The sequence below is a fragment of the Sphingobium ummariense RL-3 genome (assembly GCF_000447205.1).
In the GTDB taxonomy this organism is placed as follows: Bacteria; Pseudomonadota; Alphaproteobacteria; order Sphingomonadales; family Sphingomonadaceae; genus Sphingobium; species Sphingobium ummariense.
This window is the reverse complement of record NZ_AUWY01000136.1, coordinates 1-25,208: the sequence shown is the minus strand read 5'-3', so window position 1 is coordinate 25,208 and position 25,208 is coordinate 1. Positions and strand designations below refer to the sequence as shown.

Sequence of the window (25,208 nt, the reverse complement as noted above, 5' to 3'; positions counted from 1 at the left end):
ATGGTTGATCGCACCCGCGATGTCGCAATTTGCCGCAAGGCGGAAATCGCAATTCGATCGATCGTCTTACAGCCAGAACCGGCCGGAGGAGATCATCCCCAGATCATGGGCGAACTCCCGGCGTACATGGGCGAGATCCTCCGTCCGCGATCCGCTCGCCACCAGCCGGATCAGCTTTCCCGTGAACAGCGCCTGGGACAGCAGCGGATCAAGCGGGCGCAGCGACGAGGAGATCGGCGTCAAAAGGCGCCGCCAGGCGCTGTGCTGGTCCGCAATGTCGGCCCAGATCGCGGATTGCAGCGACGGCTGACGGCTGGCCTCGAGCCAGACCCGATAGATGGCGAGGCTTTCCAGCGCATATTCCGTCGCCTCGCGAAAGAAGATGACGCTCGTTCGATCGATCAGCCTTTCCAGGCTCTCTACTCCACGCTCCATCGACGCGACGATGCGGTAGCGATCCTTCGCATTTTCAAACAGGCGATGCTGGGCGGTTTCGATCAGGCTGGCGGTCGTGGGGAAGTGGTAAAAGGCCGCAGACGGGGAAAGTCCCGCCTTGCTCGCCATCGCCTTCAGCCCGATCGCCGTCTGGCCCTTGGAAACCAGTTCGTCGAGCGTCGCCCGCAATATCGCTTCGCGCGTCACCGCCGACTTGCCGCTCTGTCGGGCGGGTTTGGCGGGGGCAACCTTCTGCCCATGGCCCCACCGGTCGAGAGGGTCTTCACCGCCATCGAACACCGCCTTCAAATCCTCTTCGGTCGGGCGGAGAACGAGCACGAAAAGGAGAAGCCCGATCGTTACGTCACCATAAGATCGCGCGGTAAGATCGCTGTCGCCATCCCCTGAGGTGGCCGCCCATTCGCTCCAGACTTTGGTCGCGGCGGCGAACCAGCGGCGAGCCAGCGCGAGGGATTCCGGGTGGCGCGGCGCGTCCAGCATGATTTCGGTCCAGCACGCCCCACGCACGCGCTGCTCCCCGGCAACCTTGGCAAGAAAGGCGATAAGCCAGGATCGCGGGCATCCCGCCCCTGCCCCCTCGCTCGACCCGGCGGCATCATCGCTGGGAAGAAGAAGCGTGTCATGATCCAGCATTTCCTGGGATGCCGCCGCCAATATGTCGAACTTGCTGGCGAAATGGTAGGTCGTCGATGCAAGCGAAACGCCTGCGGTGCGGGCGATTTCCCGGTGAGTCATTCCCGCAATTCCGCGCTCCGCCAGCACCAGGATCGCCCCTTCGATGATCCGTTTGCGGGTTTCGACCGACCGCGCCTGCGCCGGCGCGCGCTTCGGCTCACGCGCCCGCGCGCGCTTATCCGGCATGGTCGAAAGGCGACGGGCGACGGCCAACGCGGAACTATCCTCTCCTAAGCCACAGGCGGCAGGCATTGCCTTGAACCATTTTTTGTCCTATAGTACAAATTATGTCAAGGACTGGCCTCGCAACGACGGGCCGACATGAGAGAGGCTGGATATGAAAGCGAACCTCTGCCGAGTTCAGGAATCGAGCGGCTATCCGTCAATGTTCGGCTCCCAGGCATGGCCCAGCGCGATGCCCGACAGGCACTCGGTCCTCTTTTCGACCGCAACGCGCAATTTCGGCGCCGAACAGCTCTCCAGACATTATGTCGAAACATTTTTCGGGCCGGAACGGGCGCGCGCGCTGATGGTGGGAGCCGGGCTGTGCGACGCTGCAGGTCAGTTGCCGGCGAGCATTTCCCGCGTCGATTTCTGGAATCTGTGCGTCGATGGCGTCTATAAATATGACGATGAGGGCCATGGCTGCACCCCCCGCCCCTTGCCCAAGGGCAGCTGGACGGTCATCTTCACCGCAGTGAACCATATGGATTCAGTCGGCGAAGGGTTGAAGCGCTTCTGCGAGTTCGTTCAGGTCATCCCATCCGGCATGACGATATCGGTCGGCTATGGCTCGGACGGCATCAACATCACCTATGCGATGAACGATCTTTCCGAACGCGGGGAAATCTATGCCGAACTCATCGCGATCGTGTTTCACTGCGTCCTGGTCTGGGGCACCGGCCAGTGGATCGAGCCGGTCCGCACGCGATTGTCGAGCCTGCTGGCCGATCGCAACGAGTCGCTGCTGACAGGACTGGCGACCAGTTGCTGGCGGCACGGCACCGGCGTCTCGATGGTTTATCCCAAGGGGATTCTCGACATGCCGCTCGGCGTGCGCCGGTACAAGAGCTTCTCCTTCCATGAATCGTCCGTCTTCATGGAAATCGCGCAACGGTCGCCGCGCTCGATGCATTCGGAGGCGTCCAGCTCGATCGTGGAGGAATTGCGGGTGCTGATGCAGGATGAAATTCCCAGTCAGCGTGTCGCGGCGCGCAAGCTCGGGATGAGCGCGGCAACCTTGCAGCGCAAGCTCACGCAGGAAGGAACGAGCTTCCGCGAGCTCTCGCGGGAAGTTCGGATGCGGAAACTTTGCACCCTGCTTGCAACGGACGCCAATCTGGACGACATCGCGTTCGATCTCGGCTTTTCGGATCGCCGCAGCCTCTGGCGCGCCTGCTTCGACTGGCTCGGCATGTCGCCGACGGCCTACCGCCTCCAACGCCGCCTGTGCGATAGCTAGCGCCTCACCTGCGCTTCAACTGCTGTCTTATCGATGACCGAGAAAACTTCTGCGATCTTGCCAGCTCGCAAAGTGTAAAAAGCATGTTCGTGAAACACGACGCGCCGTCCGTTGACTGGAACGCCAAGAAACTCTTGCGCAGGCGTGCAGTCGAAACGAAGCCGTGAGGCGACATGACTGGCATTCGCCACATCGATATCGGCGTTGAAATAAAGGTCCGGGATGTCTCGGACATTCTCTTCAAGCATGGCCCGATAGCCATAGACCCCGAGCGGGCGCTCATTGTGGACCACATCGGCAGCCACGAATTCGCCAAGCTCGTTCCAGGCACGGGCATTAAGGCAGGCGATATATTGCTTATACATGCTGACTGTCGCTATTTCTTGTGACGACCCATTCATTTTTAGACGCTGACGTGAGCCCCTGATTGTTACCATTCAGAGGTAGAGTCTCGCTCCTTCATGATGGTTGGTTGAGGTGATGGCAACCTGTCTGGGGGCATGCCCCCAGACAGGTTGGCCGGCGATCTCAGCAGGGGTCTTCCCGCCCAGTTTCGAGTGCGGCCTGACGTGGTTGTAGTCGTGCTGCCAAGCGTCGAGCACAAAGCGGGCATGCGCCAGTGAGGTGAACAGCGTCTCATTGAGGCACTCGTCGCGCAGCCGGCCGTTGAAGCTCTCGACGAAGCCGTTCTGCATCGGCTTGCCCGGCGCGATGTAATGCCACTCGACCCGACGCTCTTGCGACCAGCGCAGGATGGCCGACGAGGTCAGTTCGGTGCCGTTGTCGCTGACCACCGTATGCGGCTTGCCGCGCAGTCCGATCAGCCGCGTCAGCTCCCGCGCGACCCGCACGCCCGACAGCGACGTGTCGGCCACCAGCGCGAGGCATTCCCGCGTGTAATCATCGACCACGCACAGGATGCGAAAGCGACGGCTGCACGTCAGCGTGTCGGAGACGAAGTCCAGCGACCAGCGCTGGTTCGGCCCGTCCGGCAACAGCATCGGCGCTCGCGTGCCCAAGGCCCGCTTACGGCCACCACGACGGCGCACGCGCAGGTTCTCCTCGCGGTAGATGCGCCGCAGCTTCTTGTGGTTGGGCGTCATACCCTCTCGCGCCAGAAGATAGCCCAGGCGACGGTAGCCGAACCGGCGGCGTTCCGCCGCCAGCTCACGCAACCGCGCCCGCAAGGGCGCATCATCAACCCTTGTCGGTTGATACCGGATCACCCTGCGGCTCACGCCAACCAGACTGCACGCCCGACGCTCGCTCAGCCCGTGATGTTCACGAGCATGGGCGACCGCTTCCCGCTTCGCGCCGGGCGTCACCATTTTTTTGACGCCAGATCCTTCAATACGACATTGTCGAGCATCGCCTCGGCCAGTAGCTTCTTCAGCCGGGAGTTCTCCTCCTCCAGCGTCCGCAGGCGCCGGGCCTCCGACACCTCTAGCCCGCCATATTTCGACTTCCATTTGTAGAACGTCGCAGAGCTGATCCCGTGACGCCGGCACACATCTGCCGTCGCCATGCCAGCCTCCTGCTCCTTCAAGATCGCGATGATCTGCTCTTCGCTGAACCTGCTGCGCTTCATTCCGTCCGACTCCTTTCGTCGGACTCTACCTAAAATCGGTCACATTTCAGGGGCTCACGTCACAGCTCCTGTCTTCAATCCCGTCTACGGTTCACGCGTGCGGCGGCGAAACACGACCACCATCGCCTTCTCCGCTTACACCATTTCGCCACCGTCTTGGGGTTGATCCGCGGCGCCCGGCGCAGCGTCGCGACCAAAGCCTGCGGGTGCGTCCTTCCATTCCGACGAAGGGATCGCACCATCAAACCGTGGGGTCAAACATCCGAGACGCGGACGCCTTCGTCATGCGGGGCTGTCCGCGCCTTGCCTGATATGGTTCAGCAACAAGCTCGACACGGAGTCGGGGCATTGATCGACGATGAAATGCCCCGCCCCTTCGACAATCTCGAACCGGAAGGGTCCGGTCACATAGTCGGACGTCAGTTCCGCCGCATAGCGCCCGACCGTCGCGTCTTGCGTGCCCCAGATATAGAGGGTGGGCAGGTCGATAGCCGGCGTCTGCGCGCCCGTGAAACCGCTGGCGCGATACCAGTTGATCGCGCCTTCCACCCCGCCCGGCTCGGCGAGCTTGGCGATGTGAACGGCTGCGATCTCCGGCGGCACATATTGGGTTTCCAGCGCTTCCCGCAAGGGTCGAAGTCCGTCCACCCGCATCCGGTCATAGGCGTCCGCATCCTTCAGGAAGCGGTGGTGACGCGAACGCTCCGGCTGTTCCGGGTCTTCCGCCATCGCCCGCGCAAACGCCGCCGGATGCGGTCGCGACAAGACGCTCAGCGTGCGGATCCGCTCCGGATGAGCTGCTGCAAGCAACCATGCGATCTGCCCGCCCCAGTCATGTCCCACCAGATGGAAGTTCGGGATGTCCAGCGCCTCCATCAGGTCGACCGCATCCTGAACGATGAACTCCACCCGGTAGGAATCCTGGTCGGCTGGGCGCGCGCCCGTGGAATAGCCGCGCTGGTCGGGCGCGATGACCCGAAAGCCCGCCGCCGACAGCGCCTCGACCTGGGCATGCCACATATAGCGCGATTCCGGGAAGCCATGGAGCAGCAGAACGGTCTGCTCATGCTCGTGACCCGCGATGTCGACGGTGAATTCAAGGTCGTTCAGGCTGACGCAGCGCGTTTCGATCATGTCTGTCTGCTATCGGCCGATTATTCTGCGGTCGGGCTTTTGTAGAAGGAATAGCGCATCGTCGAAAACAGCCGGTGGACCATCGGCTCGAACGCTTCGAGCGGCATGCTTTCATAATTGGCATCGAACGCGGACTGATCGTAGAGGTGGCAGAAATCCGCCGTGTACTCGAAATGCGGGTGGCCCCTGAACTTCTCCCGCATATGCTGGTCTTCGCCGATATGGTGGAAGAAATAGTAGCCTTGGAAGATGGCGTGCTTCTCCACCATCCAATGGTTCTTTTCAGAGACATAGGGCTTCAGGATCGCGGCCGCGAGATCGGCATGATTGCCCGAACCCAGCGTATCGCCAATGTCGTGCAGCAGGGCGCACACGACATATTCCTCGTCCATCCCCGCCCGATAGGCGCGCGTGGCAGACTGGACGCTATGTTCCAGCCGATCGACCGGATAGCCACCGAAGTCGCCGTCCAGCAACTTCAGATGCGTCAATATCCGGTTGGACAAGCCCGCGTGGAAGGGCTTGTAATGGCTGTCGATGATCGCCCAGTCCTCTCTGGTGGAATCCGCCATTTGCGTGAAATGGGTCGTGGCGCCTTCGATTTCCTTGGTGTCGGACATGGTCGGACTTTCTTGCATGAGCATCAATATAGTCAGGCGTCGAAGCCCGGCAGTTGACGATGCAGGCGGCGCAGGCAGCCCGGCCAGATCAGTTCATAGGCGGACTGGCCGCCCTCCAGCCGGAGCGGGCCACGCGCCGCCATTTGACGGGCAACGGTATCCTGCGCTTCTTCCGGCGCGATCAACACGCCGTCGCGTCCTGCGGTCAGCGCCATGACCTGAATCTTGCAGGCCCGCTCCAATATGAACATGGTCCGCCAGCAATCCCCCGCATCCAGCCCGACCGCCAGCGTCCCGTGATTGCGGAGCAGCATCGCCGCGTTGTTGCCGAGGTCAGCGACCAGCCGCTCGCGCTCATCCAGATCGAGCGCGATGCCTTCATAGTCATGATAGGCAAGCTCGGGCAGGATCGCGAGCGCGGTCTGGCTGAGCGGCAGCAACCCCTCCTTCTGCGCCGACACGGCGATGCCCTGATCGGTATGAAGATGCATCACGAACTTCACATCCTCCCGCGCGCCATGGATCGCCGAGTGGATGGTGAAACCCGCCGCATTGACCTTGTAGGGCGTATCCTGAACGATATTGCCCTCCATATCGATCTTCACCAGCGACGACGCCGTCATTTCCTCGAAGAAGATGCCGTAGGGGTTGATGAGAAAATGCTCTTCCGGCCCCGGCACCCGTGCGGAGATATGGGTATAGACCATATCGTCCCAACCATGCAGAGCCACGAGCCGATACAGCGCGGCGAGATCGACCCGCATCCGCCATTCCGCTTCGCTCACCTGACTTTTCAATGAAGGTGTCGGCGACCAAGAACCGTCAGCCATTGCAATCTCCTTTAGCAATTCCGTCGAAAGGCGAGCCAGCGACATCGGCAGAGGGCGGAGCCATCCTCACTTGCCGGTCCGCGCGAGATAGGCGATGTCGTTGGCGGTGTTGGCGCTGATATCGGGCGCGCATCGCGGCAAAATCTCGACCGCATGCACCGTCCCGATCAAGGAGCGGCACCGCGCGGGCACGCCCGCCGCCAGCAGCTTGCGATAGAAAGCGACGCCTTCGTCATGAAGGGGATCGCACTCATTCACACTGATGACGGTTTGCGGCAGCCCTTTTAGATCGTCTTCAGACGCGAAGATGGGCCAAGCCAGCGGGTCTTTCCGCTCGAACGCCTCGATACCATAGGCCAGCGTCAGGCGATTGTTGCCGATGCTGATGAAGATGCCTTCATTATTGTGCGATGACGGATGATCAGGGTGCGGCCACTGCCCTGCGATGAAGGGGCACAGCGAATAGACGCCGTTGATAAGGCCGATGTCGCCGTCACGATTAAGCTTCAGCGCGGTCGCCAGCGCCAGATTGCCGCCGCCGCTCTCGCCGGCAAGCGTGATCCGGTCAGGATCGATCTGCAACTCCTCCGCATGCGCGTGGACCCATTTCAGCCCGGAAACACAGTCGTTGAGGCCGGCGGGAAAGGGCGCGATTTCAGGCGCGGAAGACGGCAGCAGGCTGTTGCGGAAATCGACCATGGCGACCGCTACGCCCTGCGCTGCGATGATGCTGCCCCATCCCCGATAATTGGGGTCGAAGGCGGACAAGGTCGCCATCCCGCCGCCATGCATATAGTAGACGCAGGGCAGGACGCCCGCGCCTTCGGGGCGGATATACTGGATCTTGATCTCATTCCCGTCGGGCTGCGAAATGAAGGTCTTGGTTTCATAGATGATGCCGGAGGACGGCGCAGACGCTTCGCACACGGCTTCCGCAAAAAATTGCGCGTCGGCCGCTACGGCCGCCTGCGCTTCGGGCGTGTGCATGAATTCGATCAGCTCTTCGCGCGTAAGCAGATCGGACGCGGCCGGCGCGCCATATTCGCCGAAAACAGCCTTGATCCGTGGATCGATCCGATGGTCATTCAAGAGCTTAGTCATTCTATGCCTCTCCGTCTTTTTCGCATTTCGCCCGCCGCGCGCACCGCTCTACCCATGTGCAGAAGGACAGGAAGCGATGGAATCATGTTGGGACCGGACCGCTTTTTCAGCGCGAAATGCTGCCCCGATCATGCCATCGGCACGCGGCGGGGCAATGACCAGCCCTCGCAACCCTCTGGTCGCGATTTGCGGCAAAGCCTCATGACGGCCCGGAGAAAGCAAGCAGGATGTCGGCAAAGCGCTCCGGTTGCTCCTGCTGCACCCAGTGCCCCGCCCTCTCGATGAAATGGAGGGCAACCGGCTGCGTCGCCAATCCGTCCCGCATCGATTCCAACAATCCTGGCGACTGATAGGGCCCCCAGTCGGCCTTGCCGGCAATGAATGCCACCGGCATGGCAAGACGCCGACCGTAGAAGGGTGCCAAATCCCGGCCTGTCATCCCCTCGGCCAGTGCGCTGCGATACCAGTTAAGCGCGGGCTGGAACCCGGTCCGCGCGAATTCGGCGGCGGCGACCGCCAGATCGGCATCGCTCAGCCATGGGCAGCCGGCCACCTGCCGCGCATCGGGCATGATCGCGGTGGCAACCTCCTCCATTCCACTCTGCGCGGGCATGCAGTAATAATGCGGCAGTCTGGCGATTTCCTCACCCGTCCATCCCTTGAGCGGACCAGGCCTGTTGCCATCCCAATCGGCGCTTTTCTGATGGTAATAGCCCCGCAGAAACGGGTGCATCCCCTGCGGCGGATGCCTCATGTCGGCATTCGCGTCCGGACCGCAATAATAGGCTTGGTAATGTTTGCGCGGCCGAGACAGGCGGGCCAGTTCCTCATGGATCGGATGGTCGAGGAAGGGCGCGCCAGGCGCGGCCCCCTGGGGCGGGAGAGCGCCGAAGGGCGACGCGGAAAGCACCAACCGGCGCACCCTGTCGGGCCGCGCGAACGCGCAGAATCCCGCCACGATCGAACCCGCGTCATGGCCGATCAGCATGTCCACGGACGACAGGCCCAGCGCGCCCATCAGGTTGAAGATGTCCGCCGCCAGATTGCCGGTGGCATAAGGCTCCAGATCGGCGAGATAGGCATTCGGCTGCGGGCTGGTCCGTCCAAATCCCCGCTGGTCCGGCGCGATCACATGATAGCCCGCAGCAGCGAGCAGCGGCATCACCCTGCGCCAGCACCACGCCAGTTCGGGAAAGCCGTGGAGAAGAAGGATGGCGGGCCGCCCCCTCCCCTCATATCCGGCTTCCAGAATATGCATGTCGAGATCGCCGACACCGCCGACGATGCGGGACCGGATGCCCTTGGGCAGGATGGAGTCGGGAATCGACCCCGGACCGCCGGGCTCGCTGCCCACCTCAACGCGCGCTGAATACAGGCGCGCGCTTCTCCGCGAAAGCCCTGACGCCCTCCAGATGGTCCGCCGTTTGCGAACAGTCGATATGACAGCGCACTTCATGGTCCATATAAGCGCCGAACTCGGCGGACAGCGCGCTGTTGAGATGCGCCTTCATATAGGCCAGCGCCTGCGGCGGCCCGGCAGCGAGACGCTTGGCGATCAGCGCCGCCTGCGCCTCCAGTTCCTCGGCTTCGCATACCCAGTTGGTCAGCCCCAGATCGAGCGCGCGCTCGCTCGGCACGCGCTCCGGCAGGAACATCATCTCTTTCGCCCGCGCCATGCCGACAAGCCGGGCGAGCAGATATCCGACGCCGAAATCACCCGAAAGCGCGACATTCGCGAACGCCGTCAGCAGAAACGCCGGGCGCGCCATGATCCGCAGGTCGCACGCCAGCGCCAGCGCAAGGCCCGCGCCCGCAGCGGGACCGTTGATGACCGCCAAGCTCGGCTTGCCCATTGCGACCAGCCTGCCCGATGTCGCGCGCTGGATGGCGCGCTGATATTCAACCCGGTCGTCCAGCGCGGAGGGCGTGAGCGGACTTTCCCCCATCGCCTTCACGTCGCCGCCCGCGCAGAAGGCGCGGCCATTTCCCTGAAGAACCACGCACCGCACCTCGCTGCTGCTTTCGGCAAATGCGAGTTCCCGGTCCATCGCCTCCAGCATCGGATCGCTCATCGCATTGCGCGCCTCCGGCCGGTTGAGCGTCAGCGTCAAAACGCCCTCGTCCATTGCCGACAGCAGATCGGGCGTCCCTGTATTCCGGTGTCCCAAGCCATCCTCCTTTTGATTATCGCGCATGTCTGCCGAGACTTGGATCGTCAGGCGACCCTAAGCTGCTCGGGAGTGGTAGCAAGGCAGGTATCGTCCAGCGTCTTCACCAGCCCCAAGTCGATCTGCGCGCGCGGCAACTGGTAGCGGAAGAAATAGTCGCAGGCGGCGCGCTTGGCTTCGTAAAACGCTTTGCTGGCAGCGCCGCCTTCTTCCATGCGGACAGCGACGATCGCCTGCCACAGCCAGAGCCAGCCGATCACCACCGTCCCCGTCGCGTCGAGGTAGAGCGTCGCATTGGCAAGGCTGCGCTCCAGATCGGGTTCGGCCAGCGCGGCGCTGGTCGCCTCCTTGACCCAGCCGACCGCTTCGGCCAGCCAGGCCGCGTGGCTCGACAGCGCGGGAATATGCGCCGCTTCCGCGATCGTCGCGTCGATCCGTTCAAGCAGCAGGTCGAGACCCCGCCCCTCCGCCAGCCGGACTTTCCGTCCCAGAAGATCGATGCCCTGAATGCCATAAGTGCCTTCGTAAATATGGTTCAGGCGATTGTCGCGATACAGGCGCTCCAGCGGATGATCGCTGGTATATCCCGCCCCGCCCAATATCTGCATCGCCCATTTGTTCGCTTCAAGGCAGTGTTCGGAGGGCCATGATTTGACGATCGGCGTCAGCACCTCCAGCAACAGGGCAAGGTCGGCCTGATCCGCCTCCTCCGCCCTCTTCTGCTCATCGACCAGCAGCGCGCAATAGGTGCAGAGCGCAAGCGCTCCTTCGACCGCCGCCTTCTGCGCCAGCAGCATCCGCCTGATGTCGACATGCTCGATCAGCGGTATCTGGGGCGATGCGGGATCTTTCTGGCCGATGCGGCGGCCCTGAAGCCGTTGGGTCGCATATTGAAGCGAATAGAGATACCCCACCAGCCCCGACATGGTCGCGACATGCCCCACGCCTATGCGCGCCTCGTTCATCATGTGGAACATGGCGTGCAGCCCCTGGTTGGGCTTGCCGACCAGATAACCGACCGAGGGACCATCCTCCCCGAAATTGAGCTGGCAATTGGTCGTTCCGCGCTGTCCCATTTTGTGCGCCAGGCCGATCAGCGTGACATTATTGTCCTCCCCCGGTTCGCCCGCTTCATTCAGGCGCTTTTGCGGGACGAGAAACAGGGAGATGCCCTTGACGCCCGCGGGTGCATCGGGAAGCCGGGCAAGCACGAGATGAACGATATTCTCGCTCATGCTGTGGCCGCCGCTCGAAATCCAGATCTTCGTTCCGCGCAGATGATAGGCGTCGTCGCCCGCAGGATCGGCCCGTGTCGTGATGTCGGCGAGCGACGATCCGGCCTGCGGCTCGGACAGGCACATCGTGCCCATCCAGCGTCCCGCGATCATGTGCGAAGCGTAACGAGACTTCTGCTCCTCCGTCCCGAACGCCAGCAAAAGGCGTGCCGCCGCAGCGGTCAGCAGGAAATAGTTGGCGATGGCGATATTGGCGGCGCTGAACATGCCGTTCACGGTCATGCTGACCGTGTGCGATATGCCCAGCCCGCCAAATTCCACCGGAAAGCTCTGCGCCGACAGGCCCGCGTCGCTATAGGCCTTCAGCGCACGGCCGACATAGGCCGGCATCACCGCCTTGCCATTCTCGAATGTCGGCGGAACGGCGTCGAGCGAAGCGGCGGTCGGCAGATATTCGGCCTCGGCGATGCGCTGCGCCGTATCCAGAAGCTGGGAAATCAGCTCCCGGTCCTGCCCCTCGAAGGGACCGGACGCATGCGCCTTTTCCAGATCGAACATGTCGAACAACAGAAAGTCGAGATTGTGACGATCGACGATGGTGCTCACGGTAACTCCTGAGGGCCAAGCGGTGCGCTAACGCGCGCGATTGTGCCTTGGGAGCTTTCCGGCGTGGCGGCTAGGACGGTTTGATGCAGCCCAAACGTCGCAATCACGCTCAACCCACCAGCGCCTGCACGCGCGGCCAGGACGGCTTAAGCGCAGGAGAGAGTAGGGAATATTTGTCTGCCCGCCGCCACGCGCGGGCGTGAGCACATATGTCACCCGCTTCATGAGGCGATTGGTCATGGCCCCGCACAGATCGGTAGCATATTGCGACGCATAACATTGGGTATTCGCCCGATCGGCTCCTCTCCACATGCTAAAGGAAACTGATTTGTCTGGGAATCTTGGCACCGCGATCGTTACCGGGGCTTCTTCGGGTATCGGCAAGCTGTTCGCCGATCGTCTCGCCGCGCGCGGCTACGACCTCGTGCTCGTCGCGCGGCGTGAAGACCGGCTTCGCGCCATCGAGGCCGATCTGGAAAGCCGCTTTTCGGCGCGCGCCGACGTTCTGGTCGCCGACCTTTCCGATCCCGCTGGCGTCGCCGCCGTCTCGGAGCGTATTTCCGGCGACCCTTCGGTGTCGTTCCTGGTGAACAATGCCGGCTTTTCGACGATCAAGACGCTGGTCGAAACGCCCGACGATGTCATCGCCAACATGATCGCCCTCAACGTCACGGCGCTAACGACCCTGTCCAAAGCCGCGCTGGTGCGCTTTACGGATCGGGGTGCCGGCACGCTCATCAACATCGGCTCGGGCGCGGGCTTCGCGCCCTTCCCCGGCATCGGCATTCCGGTTTATGCCTCCACCAAGGCTTACGTCTATCTCCTGACCAAATATCTCCAGAATGAAGTCGAAGGCACGGGCGTCAATGTCCGGCTGGTCCTACCCGGCGCCGTGGTTTCCGAAGGATGGGACGTGGCCGGGGGCGCCGAACTGGACCCGCTGCCCGATGCCATCGTCATGACAACCGAAGATTGCGTCGATGCCGTCATGGCGGGCCTGGAGCAGGGCGAACCCGTGATCGCGCCGTCGCTGGCGGACACGTCTCTCCTCGAAGCCTATGACAGCGCAAGCGGAACGCTGCTGCAATCGATGTTCAACGCAGAACCCGCCGCGCGCTATGGCCTGCGGAAGTAAGTCCGCTCCCCCCCGCCCGAGGCATCCCAAGCCGGCCGATGCGTTTGCGCGTCCCGACGATCTAGCCGTCATCGCCCCTGGAAGCGCAGCCGATACTCGCCAGGGGTCAGCCCGACGATGCGGGTGTACAGCTTTCGGAACCAAGACGTGTCTGCATAGCCCTCCTCCCACGCAATCCGGTCGATCGGCAGCACGCTCGACCGCAGCAATTCCTGCGCGTTCGCCACGCGCAGCCGCTGGCAATAGTCGGTGGTGGGAAGGCCCGTCGCCTTTAGAAAACGGCGCAACAAAGTCCGTTTCTCAAGTCCACCTATGGCGGCCATACTCGACAGGCGGGCGTCGGTCGCGCCGGACGCCTGGAGCCAGTGCTGAACCTTCAGCACCGCCCCATCGCCATGATCCAGCCTGGGCGCGAAATCGCTGTAATAGCGCTGCTCGCGTCCGAGCGAAGGCCCCAGCCTTCCCCCGCCTTCAATGCATCTTGTAGAGAGCGGTTCGCGTTTGTTTGAGAGCACCAATCCAAGTCATCCACATGCTAGTCATGGTCCTCTGGCCTCACTAGGCGGGTTCGATAAGATGTCCATGAGTTAGTTGGATGCGGAATTCCGCTCTTCCGGAAACCGTCGTGATAGGATTTGACTTCGTTAGCTGTCAGTTTCCCCATGGGATACCTCGTTAGGGTTGGTTCCACCACACCCCCCTCATTCCACCACAGTTTCACCCACATTTTATCGCGTTTTCAGGTGGACGACAACGAACATCGGCGACCCATTACGCCACAGTTTTCCGCAGAAGTCTGCGGCTCTTGGCGGTTATGGGCGAATGTCGGTGAACAGGTAAATGGCGGAGAGGGTGGGATTCGAACCCACGTTACGTTGCCGTAAACCGCATTTCGAGTGCGGCGCATTCGACCACTCTGCCACCTCTCCGCAGAAGGCCTGAAGCAGTGCAGCGGCCGGTCGAGCGGCGGCCATTAGCGGATGAAGGAAGCCTTGCCAAGCAGGTGCGGCTATTTTTCTTGTAAGGCCGCGCAGGTCGCCTAAATTGGCAACATGGCACAAACGATTCAGCTCTTCGGCGAAGGCATCACGGCTCCTCCCATCGCGCATGCGCGCTTCAGCATCGGCGATATCGTCAAGCATCGCCTGTTTGGGTTCCGCGGCGTGGTGTTCGACATTGATCCGGTCTTCGCCAACAGCGAGGAATGGTATGAGGCCATTCCGGAGGACCGCCGGCCTGACAAGCACCAGCCCTTCTATCATCTGCTCGCCGAAAATGGCGAGTCCAGCTATGTCGCCTATGTCAGCCAGCAGAACCTGATCACCGATGACAGCGGCGAACCCGTCGACCACCCCGCCATCACCGGCATGTTCGGAGCCTATGCGGACGGCAAGTATCAGCTGCGGCCGCTCCACCGGCACTGAGCGCCTCCAGGCGCGCAGGGCAGCCCACGGCGCGCTCGCGGCCGCGCTGCTGGGCCTTGCGCTCGCCACGCCGACGCTGGCGGCGCAGGACGCGCCGCCGCGTATCAATGCCGATCCCGTCTTCCCCTTCTCCAACGAGATCGAGGCCTTCGCCAAGGCCAATGAGTCCGGGGAGCCGCTCCGCGACGCTACGCTGTTCCTGGGCAGCTCCAGCATCCGCCTGTGGAACATCCATGGCAGCTTCCCCGACATCGGCACGGTGAACCGGGGGTTCGGCGGTGCCACGACCCCGGACGTGCTGCATTACTATTCCCGCCTGCTGCCCCGCGCGAAGCCGCGCTCGGTCGTCGTCTATGTGGGGGAAAACGACCTTGCTGAGGGCGACACGCCCGAGAAAGTGGCGAACGGCGTCCTCACCCTGCTGCGCAAGCTGCGCGCGGATTATCCCAAGGCGCATATCGCCTATCTCTCGCTGAAGCCCAGCCCGCTGCGCTGGCAGCTCTGGCCGCGCATGGCCGCGGTCAACATGACCGTCGCAGCGCGGGCCCGGGCGATGAAGTTCGACTATCTCGATGTAGGCAGGCTGCTCCTCGCGCCCGATGGCCTGCCCGACGCTTCGCTGTTCCGGCAGGACGGGCTGCATATGAACGCCAGGGGCTATGCGCTCTGGACGAAGGAAGTGGATCGCTATCTGGACAGGGCCGTGCTGGCCGACGCGGGGACGAACGGAGCCTCCTGATCCCGCCACTAGCGGCAGTTTCCGATTGATCCAAATCCAAGCAACATTATTACCAGCACATGACACAGAATCCGAAGGGGGGACGCAGGTGACGACGGACAAGGCCACGCCGATGGCGGAACTGACGATCAGGGGCGTCATCCTGGGCGGGCTCATCACGCTCGTCTTCACCGCCGCGAACGTCTATCTCGGCCTCAGGATCGGTCTCACCTTCGCCACCTCCATCCCGGCCGCCGTGATCTCGATGGCGGTGCTGCGGCTCTTCGCGACCGGCACGATCCTGGAAAACAACATCGTCCAGACCATCGCCTCGGCCGCGGGCACGCTGTCGGCGATCATCTTCGTGCTGCCGGGCCTGGTCATCATCGGCTGGTGGCAGGGCTTCCCCTACTGGCTCAGCGCCTTCACCATCGCGCTGGGCGGCATATTGGGCGTCATGTATTCGGTGCCGCTGCGCCGCGCGCTCGTCACCGGCTCCGACCTGCCCTATCCCGAAGGCGTCGCGGCGGCCGAGGTGCTGAAGGTCGGCGCCGGATCGCGCGAGGGGCTGGAGGAGAACAAGCGCGGCCTTGCCGCCATCCTCATGAGCTCGCTGGCCGCCGCCGCCTTCTCGATCATCGCGAAGACCCGCATCCTGGCGGAGGAGGCCGCCACCTTCTTCAAGTTCGGTGCGGGTGCCACCTCCCTCTCCACCAGCTTCTCCATGGCCCTGATCGGCGTCGGCCATCTTGTCGGCCTGTCGGTCGGCGTGGCGATGTTCTTCGGCCTTTTGATCAGCTGGATCGGACTGGTCCCCTGGCTCACCGCGCCCCTGCCCGCGGGCGCCGATCTGTCGGAAATCGTCGGCACCGCCTTTCGCATGAAGGCGCGCTTCATCGGCGCGGGTACGATCGGCATCGCGGCGATCTGGACCCTGCTCAAGATCCTGGGGCCAATCGTCAGCGGCATCCGCTCCGCCATGGCGGCGGCAAAGCGGCGCAAGGGGGGCGATGGCAGCCTGCTGGAACTGACCGAGCGCGACCTGCCCATCGGCATCGTCGGGGGCACCATCCTCGCTTCGCTGCTCCCGATCGGCGTGCTGCTGTGGGTCTTCGCGCAGGGCGGGCCGATCGCCGCCAATCCCGTCCCGATCATCGCGCTGACGCTGGCCTACATCCTGGTCGCGGGCGTCGTCATCGCCTCGGTCTGCGGCTATATGGCCGGCCTGATCGGCGCGTCGAACAGCCCGATCTCGGGCGTCGGCATCCTCGCGGTGCTGGGCGCATCGCTCATCCTCGCGGCGATCTACGGGTCGGGCGGCGATCCGGCGCAGAGCCAGGCGCTGATCGCCTATGCGCTGTTCACCACCGCGATTGTCTTCGGCGTCGCCACCATCTCCAACGACAATCTTCAGGATCTGAAGACCGGCCAGCTCGTCGGCGCGACGCCATGGAAGCAGCAGCTGGCGCTGGTGCTGGGTGTGCTGTTCGGCGCGCTGGTCATCCCGCCGGTGCTGGATCTGCTCAACAGCGCCTTCGGCTTCGCCGGCGCGCCGGGCGCCAAGGCGACCGCCCTGCCCGCGCCGCAGGCCGCGCTGATCTCTGCCTTGGCGAAGGGCGTGCTGGGTGGCGATCTCGACTGGAATCTCATCGGCTTCGGCGCGCTGATCGGCGCGGTCGTGATCGCGATTGACGAGATGCTGGGCAAGGCCGGCAAGCTGCGCCTGCCGCCGCTTGCGGTCGGCATGGGCATCTATCTGCCGATGGCGCTGACTCTGCTGATCCCGGTCGGCGCGGTGGTCGGCCATTTCTACAACCGCTGGGCGATGCGGCAGGCGAACCCCGATTTCGCCGAGCGCATGGGCGTGCTGATGGCGACCGGCTTCATCGTCGGCGAAAGCCTGTTCGGCGTGGCCTTCGCCGGCATCGTGGCGGCGACCAACAGCGACGCCCCACTGGCGCTGGTGGACGAGAATCCCTGGAGCGTGCCGCTGGCGGTGATCGTCTTCGCTGGCGTGATCGCGGCGCTTTATCTGCGGCTCAGGCGCCAGGCCTCGAACCCGCTCTGATCTGTGGCCGGAATGCAACGTCACATAAGAGACATGCATTGGTCATCCGACGGTAATGGACAAGGCATCATCCTGTAAACAAACAGCGGCAGTCGCCCCTGCGAACGACGGCGGGCGGCATTTTCCGGCGCTCCCCGTCGAGCCGATCCAGGGGAGTTCCACCGATGACCAGCCTTTTCCGCGGCGCCAGCCGTGCAGCCATGATTCTTGCGCTTGCCGCTCCGGCCGCCGCCTTCGCCGGCACCATCAGCGGCACCGTGACCGACGGCACCGGCACCCGCGCCCTGCAATCGACGCAGCTCCGGATCATCGAACTGGGCCGGGTGGCCGAGGCTGGCAAGGACGGTTCCTATCGTTTTCCGGAGGTTCCGGCCGGTACCTACACCATCGAAGCCCGCTATGTCGGCGCTGATGTCGTGCAGCGCAGCGTGACCGTTCCCGAAAGCGGCGATGTCGATGCCGACATCCGGATCGGTTCCAACATCGACGCGTCCATCATCGTCATCGGTCAGGTCGCGAACATGACCAGCGCCCTGTCCCGCCAGCGCGCGGCGGACGGCGTGGAAAGCGTGCTGACCCGCGACGCGGTCGGCCAGTTCCCCGACCAGAACGTCGCCGAATCGCTGCGCCGCCTGCCCGGCATCAACGTCCTGAACGACCAGGGCGAGGGGCGCTTCGTTTCCGTCCGCGGCCTCGATCCGGAGCTAAACTCGACCGCGGTCAACGGCGTCCGCCTGCCCGCGCCGGAAAGCGACGTCCGCTCGGTCGCGCTCGACGTCATCTCCAGCGACAGCATCGAATCCATCGAGGTCAAGAAGTCGCTGACGCCGGACATGGACGCCGATACCATCGGCGCCTCGATCGAGATCAACACGACCAGCGCCTTCGAACGCAGCAAGAACCTGCTGACCCTGAAGGGCGAGGGCAGCTACAACAATTATTCGGAATTCCTGACGCCCAAGGGCAGCGTCGACTTCTCGCAGCGGGTATCCGACAATTTCGGCATATCCGGCGGCATTTCCTACTATCAGCGCCGCTTCGAGACCGACAATGTCGAGGCCGACGGGTGGGACGAGGATGACGGCCTCATCACGACGGAAGAATTGAACTATCGCGACTATGACGTCGAACGGCGCCGCACCTCCGCCAACCTCAACCTCGACTTTCGCGCCGGTGCCTCGACCAAGCTCTATGCGCGCGGCATCTATAGCCAGTTCGACGATCATGAATATCGTCGCGAGACGAGCCTGAAGCTGGAGGATGCGGGAGAGATTTCGGGCAGCGGCGCCGATATCGATTATAGCGACGAGGACGGCGAGCTGTCGGTCCAGCGCTCCATCAAGGACCGCTTCGAGCGCCAGCGGATCCGCAGCCTGGTGCTGGGCGGCACGACAGACACCGACGGCTGGCATGCCAAATATTCGGTCAGCTACGCCAAGTCATCCGAGCGGGAGAACGGATCGATCGACCCGGGCAATTTCGAACGGACGTTCGAGGATGGCGGCCTGACGATCGGCCTCGACTTCGCTGACCCGCGCAAGCCGCTCTATTCGGTCGGCGGTCGCCCCGGCGCGATCGCGGATTTCTCCGATCCCTCGGAATATGAGCTCGACAGCGTGCAACTGACTACGCTTTCCGACTCCCGCGACCGGGAATGGGCCGCCAAGTTCGACTTGGGCCACGAATTCGCGATGGACGGTGGCACCTTCACCGTTCAGGCCGGCGCCAAGGCGCGGTGGCGCGACAAGAGCTACAATCTGGAGACCGAATATTGGGAAAATGACGATCTGACCCTCGCCGACGTCCTCGGCCGGCAGACCTATCGCATCACCGATATCTCGCCCGTAGTCGGCAAGCATGCGGTCCGCAGCTTCTTCGACGCGAACCGGAGCGCCTTCGAACTCAACGAGTTCGACACGCTGCTCGACTCCACGCTCGACGATTATTCGGTCAGCGAGGACATCACCGCTGGCTATCTGCTTGGCCGCTGGGACAGCGCCACGCTTCGGGTCATCGGCGGCGTGCGCTACGAGCACACCAAGAACGACATCCGCGCCAGCACCGTCACGACCATCGAGGAAGACGGCACCCTGCCCGACGGCACGACCGCTGACGAAGACATCATCCTCATCACTCCCAACCAGTTCAAGCGCAGCTATGGCGACTGGCTGCCGAGCCTGACGATCCGCTGGGAACCGCAGCACGACCTGGTGCTGCGCGCGGCCGGCTACAAGAGCCTCGTTCGCCCCAAGCTCTCCAAGCTCGCGCCGCACTTCACCATCGAACAGAATGACGATGACGAGCGCGAGGGCGAGTTCGGCAATCCGGATCTGAAACCCTATCAGGCATGGAATTTCGACGCAGGGATCGAATATTATCTGCCCGGCAACGGCGCCCTGTCGGCCGGCTTCTTCTACAAGAGCGTCAAGAACTTCATCGTCGATGTGAACCTGGACGAGCCGGGCGAATATCGCGGCATCGCCTATGACGAGGCGACCATTCCGGTCAACGGCGACACCGCCAAAATCTGGGGCCTCGAACTCAGCTACGCGCAGCCGCTTCGCTTCCTGCCGGCACCGCTCGACGGGCTGCTGGTGCAGACGAACTACACCTACACCGACGCGACGGGCAAGGTGCCGAACGACGGCGACGCCAGCGACCTGCGCAAGATCGACCTGCCGGCTGCATCGAAGCATACCTTCAACGTCGCCCTGGGCTACGAAAAGGGTCCGGTCTCGCTGCGCGTGGCAGGCACCTATCGCTCCAAATATCTGGACGAACTGGGCGACGTGGCGGCAGAAGACCGGATCGTGGACAACCACTTCCAGCTCGACCTCAGCGCGAAATATGATGTCACGAAGAATATCCAGGTCTTCTATGAGTGGGTGAACATCAACAACGCCAAATATTTCGCGTACAACACCGTTGGCGATCGCCGGAACCTGCTCCAGTTCGAGGAATATAGCTGGACGATGAAATTCGGCGCACGGGTCAAGTTCTGATGCGGGTTACCCGGCCTCTTGCCCTTCCCCTTCTCGCCCTGTCGGCCTGCGCCGCGGGCGAGAAGGACATCCCGGTCGCGGTCCGCATCGCCAATGCGACCCCGGCCGTGACCGTCACCGCGCGCGGCGAGACCGCGCCTGTCGGCACCGCCAACGCCGACGCCGCCGACGACCCGGCGATCTGGCGCAACGCGGCCGACCCTGCCGCCAGCCTGATCGTGGGCACCGACAAGAAGGCCGGGCTCTATGTCTATGGCCTCGACGGCAAGGTGCGCGACTTCCTCGACGCGGGCCGGGTCAACAATGTCGATCTGAAGGACGGTGTGAACTTCGGTGGCGCCACCGGCATCATCGTCGCCGCCAGCGACCGCAACGACGTCGCCCATGCGAAGGTCGCTCTGTTCCGCCTCGACCCCGCAAGCGCAAAGCTGACCGCGCTGGGCACTGTGGATGGCGGCAAGGGCGAAGCATATGGCATCTGTCTCGGTCGCGACGACACAGGGCTTTCCGCCTTCGTCGTGCTGAAGGACGGCACGATAAACCAGCTTCTGCTGGACACCTCCGCCGCCGTCCCCACCGCACGCATCGTCCGCACGATGAAGCTCGGCACCCAGTCGGAAGGCTGCGCCGTCGATGACCGCACGCATATCCTCTATGTCGCGGAAGAGGATGTCGGCCTCTGGCGCTTCGACGCGCGCGTCAGCGGCTCCATCACCCCGACGCAAATCGCAGCGGTCGACCGCAAGAACCTCGTCGATGATGCCGAGGGTGTCGCCATCGCCCCGATTGGCGAAAAGGACGGCTATGTGCTGGTTTCCAGTCAGGGTGACAATGCCTATGTCGTCTATCGCCTGACCGACGACAGCTATGTCGGCCGCTTCCGCATCGTCGACGGCCCTGTCGGCGGAGCGGAGGAGACCGACGGCATCGAACTGATGCTGGGCGATTTCGGTCCGACCTATCCCCATGGCCTCTTCGTTGCGCAGGACGGCCACAACGCCGCCGCTGCGCAGAACTTCAAGCTCGTCGCCTGGGACGACATCGCGAAAGCGCTGGGCTTGCCCGAATAGGCAACCTCGAAAAAAGGGCGGTGGATCCCTCCACCGCCCTTTTTCCCTTACTTGCCGGCGAACCAGGCCGTCAGCGCCGGCTTCAGCCGCGCCCGCGTCTCGATCCGCGTCTTGATCGCGGCGATGGCGCGATCCACGACCTTGCGTGACTCTGGCGTCAAATACTGGTTCGCATAGGCATCCAGCTTGGTCACCATCGCCGGGTCGGCCGATCCGCCGCCGAGCCGCGCCAGCGCCTGGCTGCGCGCGGACACATCGATCAGCGCCTCATATTGCTGCCGGTGCGCCAGCACATAGTCGACCGCCAGCATGGGATGCTCGGCGCCCACCTGTGCGATGATCGCGGCACTGGTCGTCTTGCCGGGCTCGTCGGTCAGGGCGAGGTCGAGCGCCTTGGCGGCAAGTCCTTCGTCCTTCGCCGCGCCGAGCAGGGCGAAAAGCGTGCTCTTCTCCAGGTCGGTCTTGGCCCCCTTCGCCATCGCCCGCAGCCTGTCCCAGGTCGCCTGGTCCGCATTGGCGGCAATGATCCGCAGCCAGACGTTGCGCAGAGGTCCGTCAAGCGCGGCAGGGTTGGAGGCGAGCGCGGCGAAGCGCTTGTTCGCCTCCGCCACCACCGCCTTGTCGCCCATGCCGCCCAGCGTCGCGATCAGGCTGGAGCGCAGCACCGGCACCTGCGGCCCCTCGCCAGCCTTCGCGTCATAGCCGATGCCGGCCAGCACCGGCGTCAGCTTGGCGGAGCCATAGGCGGCCACGCGCGCCTGCGCCGCCTTGTCGCTTTCCAGCATGGTGTAAACGCTGTTCAGATAGCCCGGCACCTCCGCCATCACCGCCGGGCTCGCGGTCGCAGGCACCGCGTCCACCAGGTCCAGCGCCAGTCCCATCGGTTGATAGCCGCCCAGCCCCAGCTGGAAATTGTCCGCCAGCAACCCGTTCTGGTCGATGCTGGCCAGCTTCGTGAAGTCCTTCGCCAGCGCCTTGACGTTCGCCTCGGGATAGAGCGACCGGAAATAGCCCGTCTGCCCGGCATTGACGACATAGGCGCCGCAACCCGGCAGCGTGACCTGGCCGTTGCCCTGCAGGATCAGCCGCTGCGGTGCGCCACCCACGGTCTGCGCCATCACGGGGACGTTCCAGCGCAGCGGCGTCTTGTCCTTCCGGTCGCGGCTGAATTCGCCCTGCGACAGCGTGAGAACGGTGTTTCCGCCCTGGCACTGCGCGCTGTCCACCTTCACCAGCGGAATCCCCGGCTGGCTGGTAAAGTCGTGCGCGATCGACACCAGCCCCTTGGCGCCCGCGCCCTCCACCGCCTTCCACAGGTCGTCGGTGACGGTGTTGCCATAGGCGTGCGCCTTCATATAGGCGCGGATACCGCTCCTCCAGACGTCCTCGCCGGCATAGCCTTCCAGCATCGCGATCACCGCCTCGCCCTTTTCATAGGTGATGGCGTCGAAGGCCTGGTTCACCTGGTCGACGGTGGTGATCTTCTGCACGACCGGATGGGTGGTGGCGAGCGCATCCAGGCTCATCGCCGACTCGCGTCCGTCCACGCGGGACAGCAGCATCTCCCATTGCGGGTTCAGCTTGTCGGTGACCTTGGTCGCCATCCAGCTCGCGAAGCCCTCGTTCAGCCACAGGTCGTCCCACCAAGCCATGGTGACCAGGTCGCCGAACCACTGGTGCGCCATTTCATGCGCGACGATGCCGTAGATCGTGCGCCGCGTGCTTTCCGACGTGAAGCGCGGATCGACCAGCAGCGCGCGCTCGAAGGTGAAGATCGCGCCCCAATTCTCCATCGCGCTGAAGAACTGGCTCTGGCCAGGGCCGGCGACATTGTCGAGCTTGGGCAGCGGATAGGGCACGCCGAAATAGTCGTTGTACCAGGGCAGGATCGCGGCGGAAGCGTCCAGCGCCAGCTGCGCCTTGCCGGTGTTGCCCTTGCCGGTGATGACGCCGACCTCGGTGCTGCCCGCCATCTTGGTGGCGCGGTCCAGTTCGCCAAGGCCGAAGAACAGCAGGTAGGACGACATTTTGGGCGTGGTGCCGAACGTCACCAGCTTCTTGCCGCCCGCCGTGTTCGCGCTGCTCTTGACCGGCATGTTGCCCACCGCCAGCTGGTCGGCCGGCACCACGGCGCTGAGGTCGAAGGTCGCCTTGTAGCTCGGCTCGTCGAAGCTCGGCACGAAGCGGCGGGCATCGGGCGCCTCGAACTGGGTGAAGAGCGCGCGCTTGGATGCGCCCGCATTGTCGGTATAGTCGAGCGCGAACAGGCCGTTCGCCTGGGTGTTGATGATGCCGGCATAATCGATGTCGAGCGTATAGGCGCCGACCGCCAACGGTCCGCCGAAGTCGAATGTGACCGTCTGCGCATCGGCATCGACCTTCGCGGTGCCCTTGACCGGCTTGCCCTTTGCGGGAGTCAGCGTCACCGCGCCGAAGGTCAGGTCTGCGGCGTTCAGAACCAGCGTGGGCATCGGCCGTGCCACGGTCAGGTCGATCCGCACCTTGCCCATGAACTTGAGGTTCGCGGCGTCGGGCGTGACGGTGATCGCATAATGGCTGGGAGCGGCGCCGCGCGGCAGCTGGGTCGTTACATCGGCCGCGGGGCCCGAATGGGCGGGCTGGGCGAGCGCGGGCGTGGTGATCGCGAGCGGTGCGGCCGCGACCAGAAAGGGAAGAATTTTCGCAAGGGACATGAAACGGGGACTCCGACAAGCCTCAAGCGCCGGCGGAAACGCCGGCGCCGTGATGGCGTCGGGAATCGGCGCTTTCGCCTCACCGGTCAAGCGGGGCGTTCCGCCGCCAATGTCGTTCGTCGAACCCTGTCGCGCGTTGGTCAAACGCGCGGCTTCCTGCAGGCCGCTATGGCTCAGCCCCGCCCGCGATAGCCCGGCACGTCCTGCGGCGGCAGCCACAGACCCGCAGGCGGCTCGCCCGACTGCCAGAAGACGTCGATCGGGATGCCGCCGCGCGGATACCAGTAGCCGCCGATGCGCAGCCAGTGCGGCTGCATCTCGTCGAACAGCCGCTCACCTATGCCGACGGTGCAATCCTCGTGGAAGGCGGCATGGTTGCGGAAGGCACCCAGAAACAGCTTCAGCGACTTGGATTCAACGATCGTGGCCGCCGGCGCATAGTCGATGACCAGATGCGCGAAGTCGGGCTGGCCCGTCACGGGACAGAGCGAGGTGAATTCAGGCGCGGTGAAGCGCACCAGATAGGGCTTGCCCGGGCGGGGATTGGGGACATAGTCAAGGACGGCGTCCTCGGGCCGCTGCGGCAGGGCGCTGGCGCGGCCGAGGTGAAGAGGCTGGGGAATATCGGTCATGGCGGGCCATCTACGCCATTGCACGCATAAAGTCATCGCCGTGCTGCGTGCCAGCGCCGTTCACCGGGCGTTCAGCGGCGCCATTGCCTTGGCTTGGCCCATGGGGATCCGTCCTGCCCTTCTTCTGGCCGCGCTGGCGTTGTCGCCCTCGGCCCCCGCCCTTGCGCAGCAGCAAGACCAACCGCAGCAGCCTGTCTTCACCCTGCCCCGCGATCAGGCCCAGCCCTCCGGCCCGTCGCAACGCCAGGGACCCGAGCTGGACGTATATCGCGATCCTGTTCCCGGAACCGCGCAGCGGCCCGCTGTCGCGCCTACGGTGCAGGTGCCCCCGCCGGTTATCCTGCCACCCGCTGCCGAAGCGCCGCAGCAACGCCAGGCCCCCGCCCCCCGGCAGGCGGCGCCGCGACGTCCGGCGCCCGAACCCGCTCCCCCACAGGCCCAGGAGCCGGCGGGCGAGAACGGCACGCAGGGCCGGGCAGCACCTTCCATCCAGCCGGACGCGCCCGTCGCGTCCGACCCGCAGCCCATTCCGGCCGATACCGCTCCCCCGCCCGCCCCGGCGGAGGAAACACGGCTCGCACCCGGCACCCC

General features: G+C 64.0%; 20 protein-coding genes, 1 tRNA gene and 1 pseudogene. 8 read left to right on the top strand and 14 right to left on the bottom strand.

Translation table 11 applies throughout. The annotated features are described in order from the left end of the window. Positions 1–66: 66 nt before the first annotated feature. Positions 67–1,344, bottom strand: coding sequence for a TetR family transcriptional regulator (locus M529_RS49875; protein WP_021320049.1), 1,278 nt, complete (start codon positions 1,342–1,344; stop codon positions 67–69). 202 nt (positions 1,345–1,546) lie between these two features. Here M529_RS49875 and M529_RS46710 point away from each other — a divergent pair, with 202 nt between their 5' ends. Beyond that, on the top strand, positions 1,547–2,593 hold the full coding sequence (locus M529_RS46710; RefSeq protein ID WP_161626388.1) for an AraC family transcriptional regulator: 1,047 nt from the start codon (positions 1,547–1,549) through the stop codon (positions 2,591–2,593). On the opposite strand, the gene M529_RS46705 is transcribed toward M529_RS46710, so the two are convergent. From M529_RS46705 to M529_RS46660, 9 genes are all read right to left on the bottom strand, one after another. Continuing rightward, positions 2,590–2,958 carry an ester cyclase gene (locus M529_RS46705; RefSeq protein WP_021320047.1) on the bottom strand — a complete coding sequence of 123 codons (369 nt, stop codon included), beginning with the start codon at positions 2,956–2,958 and terminating at the stop codon, positions 2,590–2,592. The genes M529_RS46710 and M529_RS46705 overlap by 4 nt on opposite strands. Before the next feature lie 72 nt (positions 2,959–3,030). Continuing rightward, positions 3,031–4,181 (bottom strand): IS3 family transposase gene (locus tag M529_RS46700; RefSeq protein WP_152522519.1). Its coding sequence is split into 2 segments (ribosomal slippage): positions 3,031–3,929 and positions 3,929–4,181, totalling 1,152 coding nucleotides; the frame shifts between segments, so codons are not numbered across the junction. Between the two features lie 282 nt (positions 4,182–4,463). Next, entirely contained in the window at positions 4,464–5,315 is an 852-nt protein-coding gene (locus M529_RS46690) for an alpha/beta fold hydrolase (RefSeq protein WP_021320046.1), read from the bottom strand. 20 nt (positions 5,316–5,335) lie between these two features. Further along, a complete protein-coding gene (locus M529_RS46685) occupies positions 5,336–5,935 on the bottom strand; it encodes an HD domain-containing protein (RefSeq protein ID WP_021320045.1) in 600 nt (199 codons plus the stop codon). Between the two features lie 32 nt (positions 5,936–5,967). Continuing rightward, entirely contained in the window at positions 5,968–6,765 is a 798-nt protein-coding gene (locus tag M529_RS46680; protein ID WP_031295781.1) for a class II aldolase/adducin family protein, read from the bottom strand. Positions 6,766–6,831: 66 nt separating this feature from the next. After that, a complete protein-coding gene (locus M529_RS46675) occupies positions 6,832–7,866 on the bottom strand; it encodes an alpha/beta hydrolase (RefSeq protein WP_031295779.1) in 1,035 nt (344 codons plus the stop codon). A 199-nt stretch (positions 7,867–8,065) separates the two neighbouring features. After that, positions 8,066–9,220: an alpha/beta hydrolase gene (locus M529_RS46670; RefSeq protein ID WP_021320042.1), complete on the bottom strand. Its 1,155-nt coding sequence runs from the start codon at positions 9,218–9,220 to the stop codon at positions 8,066–8,068. A gap of 1 nt (position 9,221) precedes the next feature. Further along, the gene (locus M529_RS46665; protein WP_021320041.1) at positions 9,222–10,034 is read right to left on the bottom strand and encodes an enoyl-CoA hydratase-related protein; all 813 of its coding nucleotides are present in this window, start codon (positions 10,032–10,034) and stop codon (positions 9,222–9,224) included. A gap of 47 nt (positions 10,035–10,081) precedes the next feature. Beyond that, positions 10,082–11,875, bottom strand: a complete 1,794-nt coding sequence (locus tag M529_RS46660; protein WP_021320040.1) for an acyl-CoA dehydrogenase — start codon at positions 11,873–11,875, stop codon at positions 10,082–10,084. A 328-nt stretch (positions 11,876–12,203) separates the two neighbouring features. Here M529_RS46660 and M529_RS46655 point away from each other — a divergent pair, with 328 nt between their 5' ends. Then, entirely contained in the window at positions 12,204–13,010 is an 807-nt protein-coding gene (locus tag M529_RS46655; protein WP_021320039.1) for an SDR family NAD(P)-dependent oxidoreductase, read from the top strand. Positions 13,011–13,078: 68 nt separating this feature from the next. On the opposite strand, the gene M529_RS46650 is transcribed toward M529_RS46655, so the two are convergent. Further along, entirely contained in the window at positions 13,079–13,525 is a 447-nt protein-coding gene (locus M529_RS46650) for a helix-turn-helix domain-containing protein (protein ID WP_201766366.1), read from the bottom strand. Positions 13,526–13,851: 326 nt separating this feature from the next. Next, a tRNA-Ser gene (locus tag M529_RS46645) sits at positions 13,852–13,939 on the bottom strand. Positions 13,940–14,062: 123 nt separating this feature from the next. On the opposite strand from M529_RS46645, the gene hspQ reads away from it, so the two are divergent. The 5 genes from hspQ to M529_RS46620 all read left to right on the top strand — a co-directional run bounded on the left by hspQ (position 14,063) and on the right by M529_RS46620 (position 21,292). Beyond that, positions 14,063–14,434, top strand: coding sequence for a heat shock protein HspQ (gene hspQ, locus M529_RS46640; RefSeq protein ID WP_021320037.1), 372 nt, complete (start codon positions 14,063–14,065; stop codon positions 14,432–14,434). Then, positions 14,391–15,173, top strand: a complete 783-nt coding sequence (locus M529_RS46635; protein WP_021320036.1) for a GDSL-type esterase/lipase family protein — start codon at positions 14,391–14,393, stop codon at positions 15,171–15,173. The genes hspQ and M529_RS46635 overlap by 44 nt, the downstream gene beginning before the upstream one ends. An 88-nt stretch (positions 15,174–15,261) precedes the next feature. Then, positions 15,262–17,220, top strand: a complete 1,959-nt coding sequence (locus M529_RS46630; protein WP_021320035.1) for an OPT family oligopeptide transporter — start codon at positions 15,262–15,264, stop codon at positions 17,218–17,220. Between the two features lie 164 nt (positions 17,221–17,384). Next, positions 17,385–20,222, top strand: coding sequence for a TonB-dependent receptor (locus M529_RS46625; RefSeq protein WP_021320034.1), 2,838 nt, complete (start codon positions 17,385–17,387; stop codon positions 20,220–20,222). After that, positions 20,222–21,292, top strand: coding sequence for a phytase (locus M529_RS46620; RefSeq protein WP_021320033.1), 1,071 nt, complete (start codon positions 20,222–20,224; stop codon positions 21,290–21,292). Before M529_RS46625 ends, M529_RS46620 begins: the two co-directional genes overlap by 1 nt. A 47-nt stretch (positions 21,293–21,339) precedes the next feature. Here M529_RS46620 and M529_RS46615 read toward each other — a convergent pair whose 3' ends face one another. Further along, positions 21,340–23,985, bottom strand: a complete 2,646-nt coding sequence (locus M529_RS46615) for a M1 family metallopeptidase (RefSeq protein WP_031295774.1) — start codon at positions 23,983–23,985, stop codon at positions 21,340–21,342. 173 nt (positions 23,986–24,158) lie between these two features. Next, positions 24,159–24,617, bottom strand: a complete 459-nt coding sequence (gene queF / locus M529_RS46610) for a preQ(1) synthase (protein WP_021320031.1) — start codon at positions 24,615–24,617, stop codon at positions 24,159–24,161. Between queF and M529_RS49555 the strand changes: the two are divergent. After that, positions 24,616–25,208 (top strand): annotated as a pseudogene (locus M529_RS49555) (hypothetical protein); the annotation flags it as partial. The gene queF and the pseudogene M529_RS49555 sit on opposite strands and share 2 nt — an antisense overlap.

Bases quoted from the DNA above. Each gene is read 5' to 3' on its own strand.
- M529_RS46710 (WP_161626388.1), top strand. From the start codon at position 1,547: ATGCCCGACAGGCACTCGGTCCTCTTTTCGACCGCAACGCGCAATTTC.
- M529_RS46705 (WP_021320047.1), bottom strand. From the start codon at position 2,958: ATGTATAAGCAATATATCGCCTGCCTTAATGCCCGTGCCTGGAACGAG.
- M529_RS46690 (WP_021320046.1), bottom strand. From the start codon at position 5,315: ATGATCGAAACGCGCTGCGTCAGCCTGAACGACCTTGAATTCACCGTC.
- M529_RS46685 (WP_021320045.1), bottom strand. From the start codon at position 5,935: ATGTCCGACACCAAGGAAATCGAAGGCGCCACGACCCATTTCACGCAA.
- M529_RS46680 (WP_031295781.1), bottom strand. From the start codon at position 6,765: ATGGCTGACGGTTCTTGGTCGCCGACACCTTCATTGAAAAGTCAGGTG.
- M529_RS46675 (WP_031295779.1), bottom strand. From the start codon at position 7,866: ATGACTAAGCTCTTGAATGACCATCGGATCGATCCACGGATCAAGGCT.
- hspQ (WP_021320037.1), top strand. From the start codon at position 14,063: ATGGCACAAACGATTCAGCTCTTCGGCGAAGGCATCACGGCTCCTCCC.
- M529_RS46635 (WP_021320036.1), top strand. From the start codon at position 14,391: ATGCGGACGGCAAGTATCAGCTGCGGCCGCTCCACCGGCACTGAGCGC.
- M529_RS46625 (WP_021320034.1), top strand. From the start codon at position 17,385: ATGACCAGCCTTTTCCGCGGCGCCAGCCGTGCAGCCATGATTCTTGCG.
- M529_RS46620 (WP_021320033.1), top strand. From the start codon at position 20,222: ATGCGGGTTACCCGGCCTCTTGCCCTTCCCCTTCTCGCCCTGTCGGCC.
- M529_RS46615 (WP_031295774.1), bottom strand. From the start codon at position 23,985: ATGTCCCTTGCGAAAATTCTTCCCTTTCTGGTCGCGGCCGCACCGCTC.
- queF (WP_021320031.1), bottom strand. From the start codon at position 24,617: ATGACCGATATTCCCCAGCCTCTTCACCTCGGCCGCGCCAGCGCCCTG.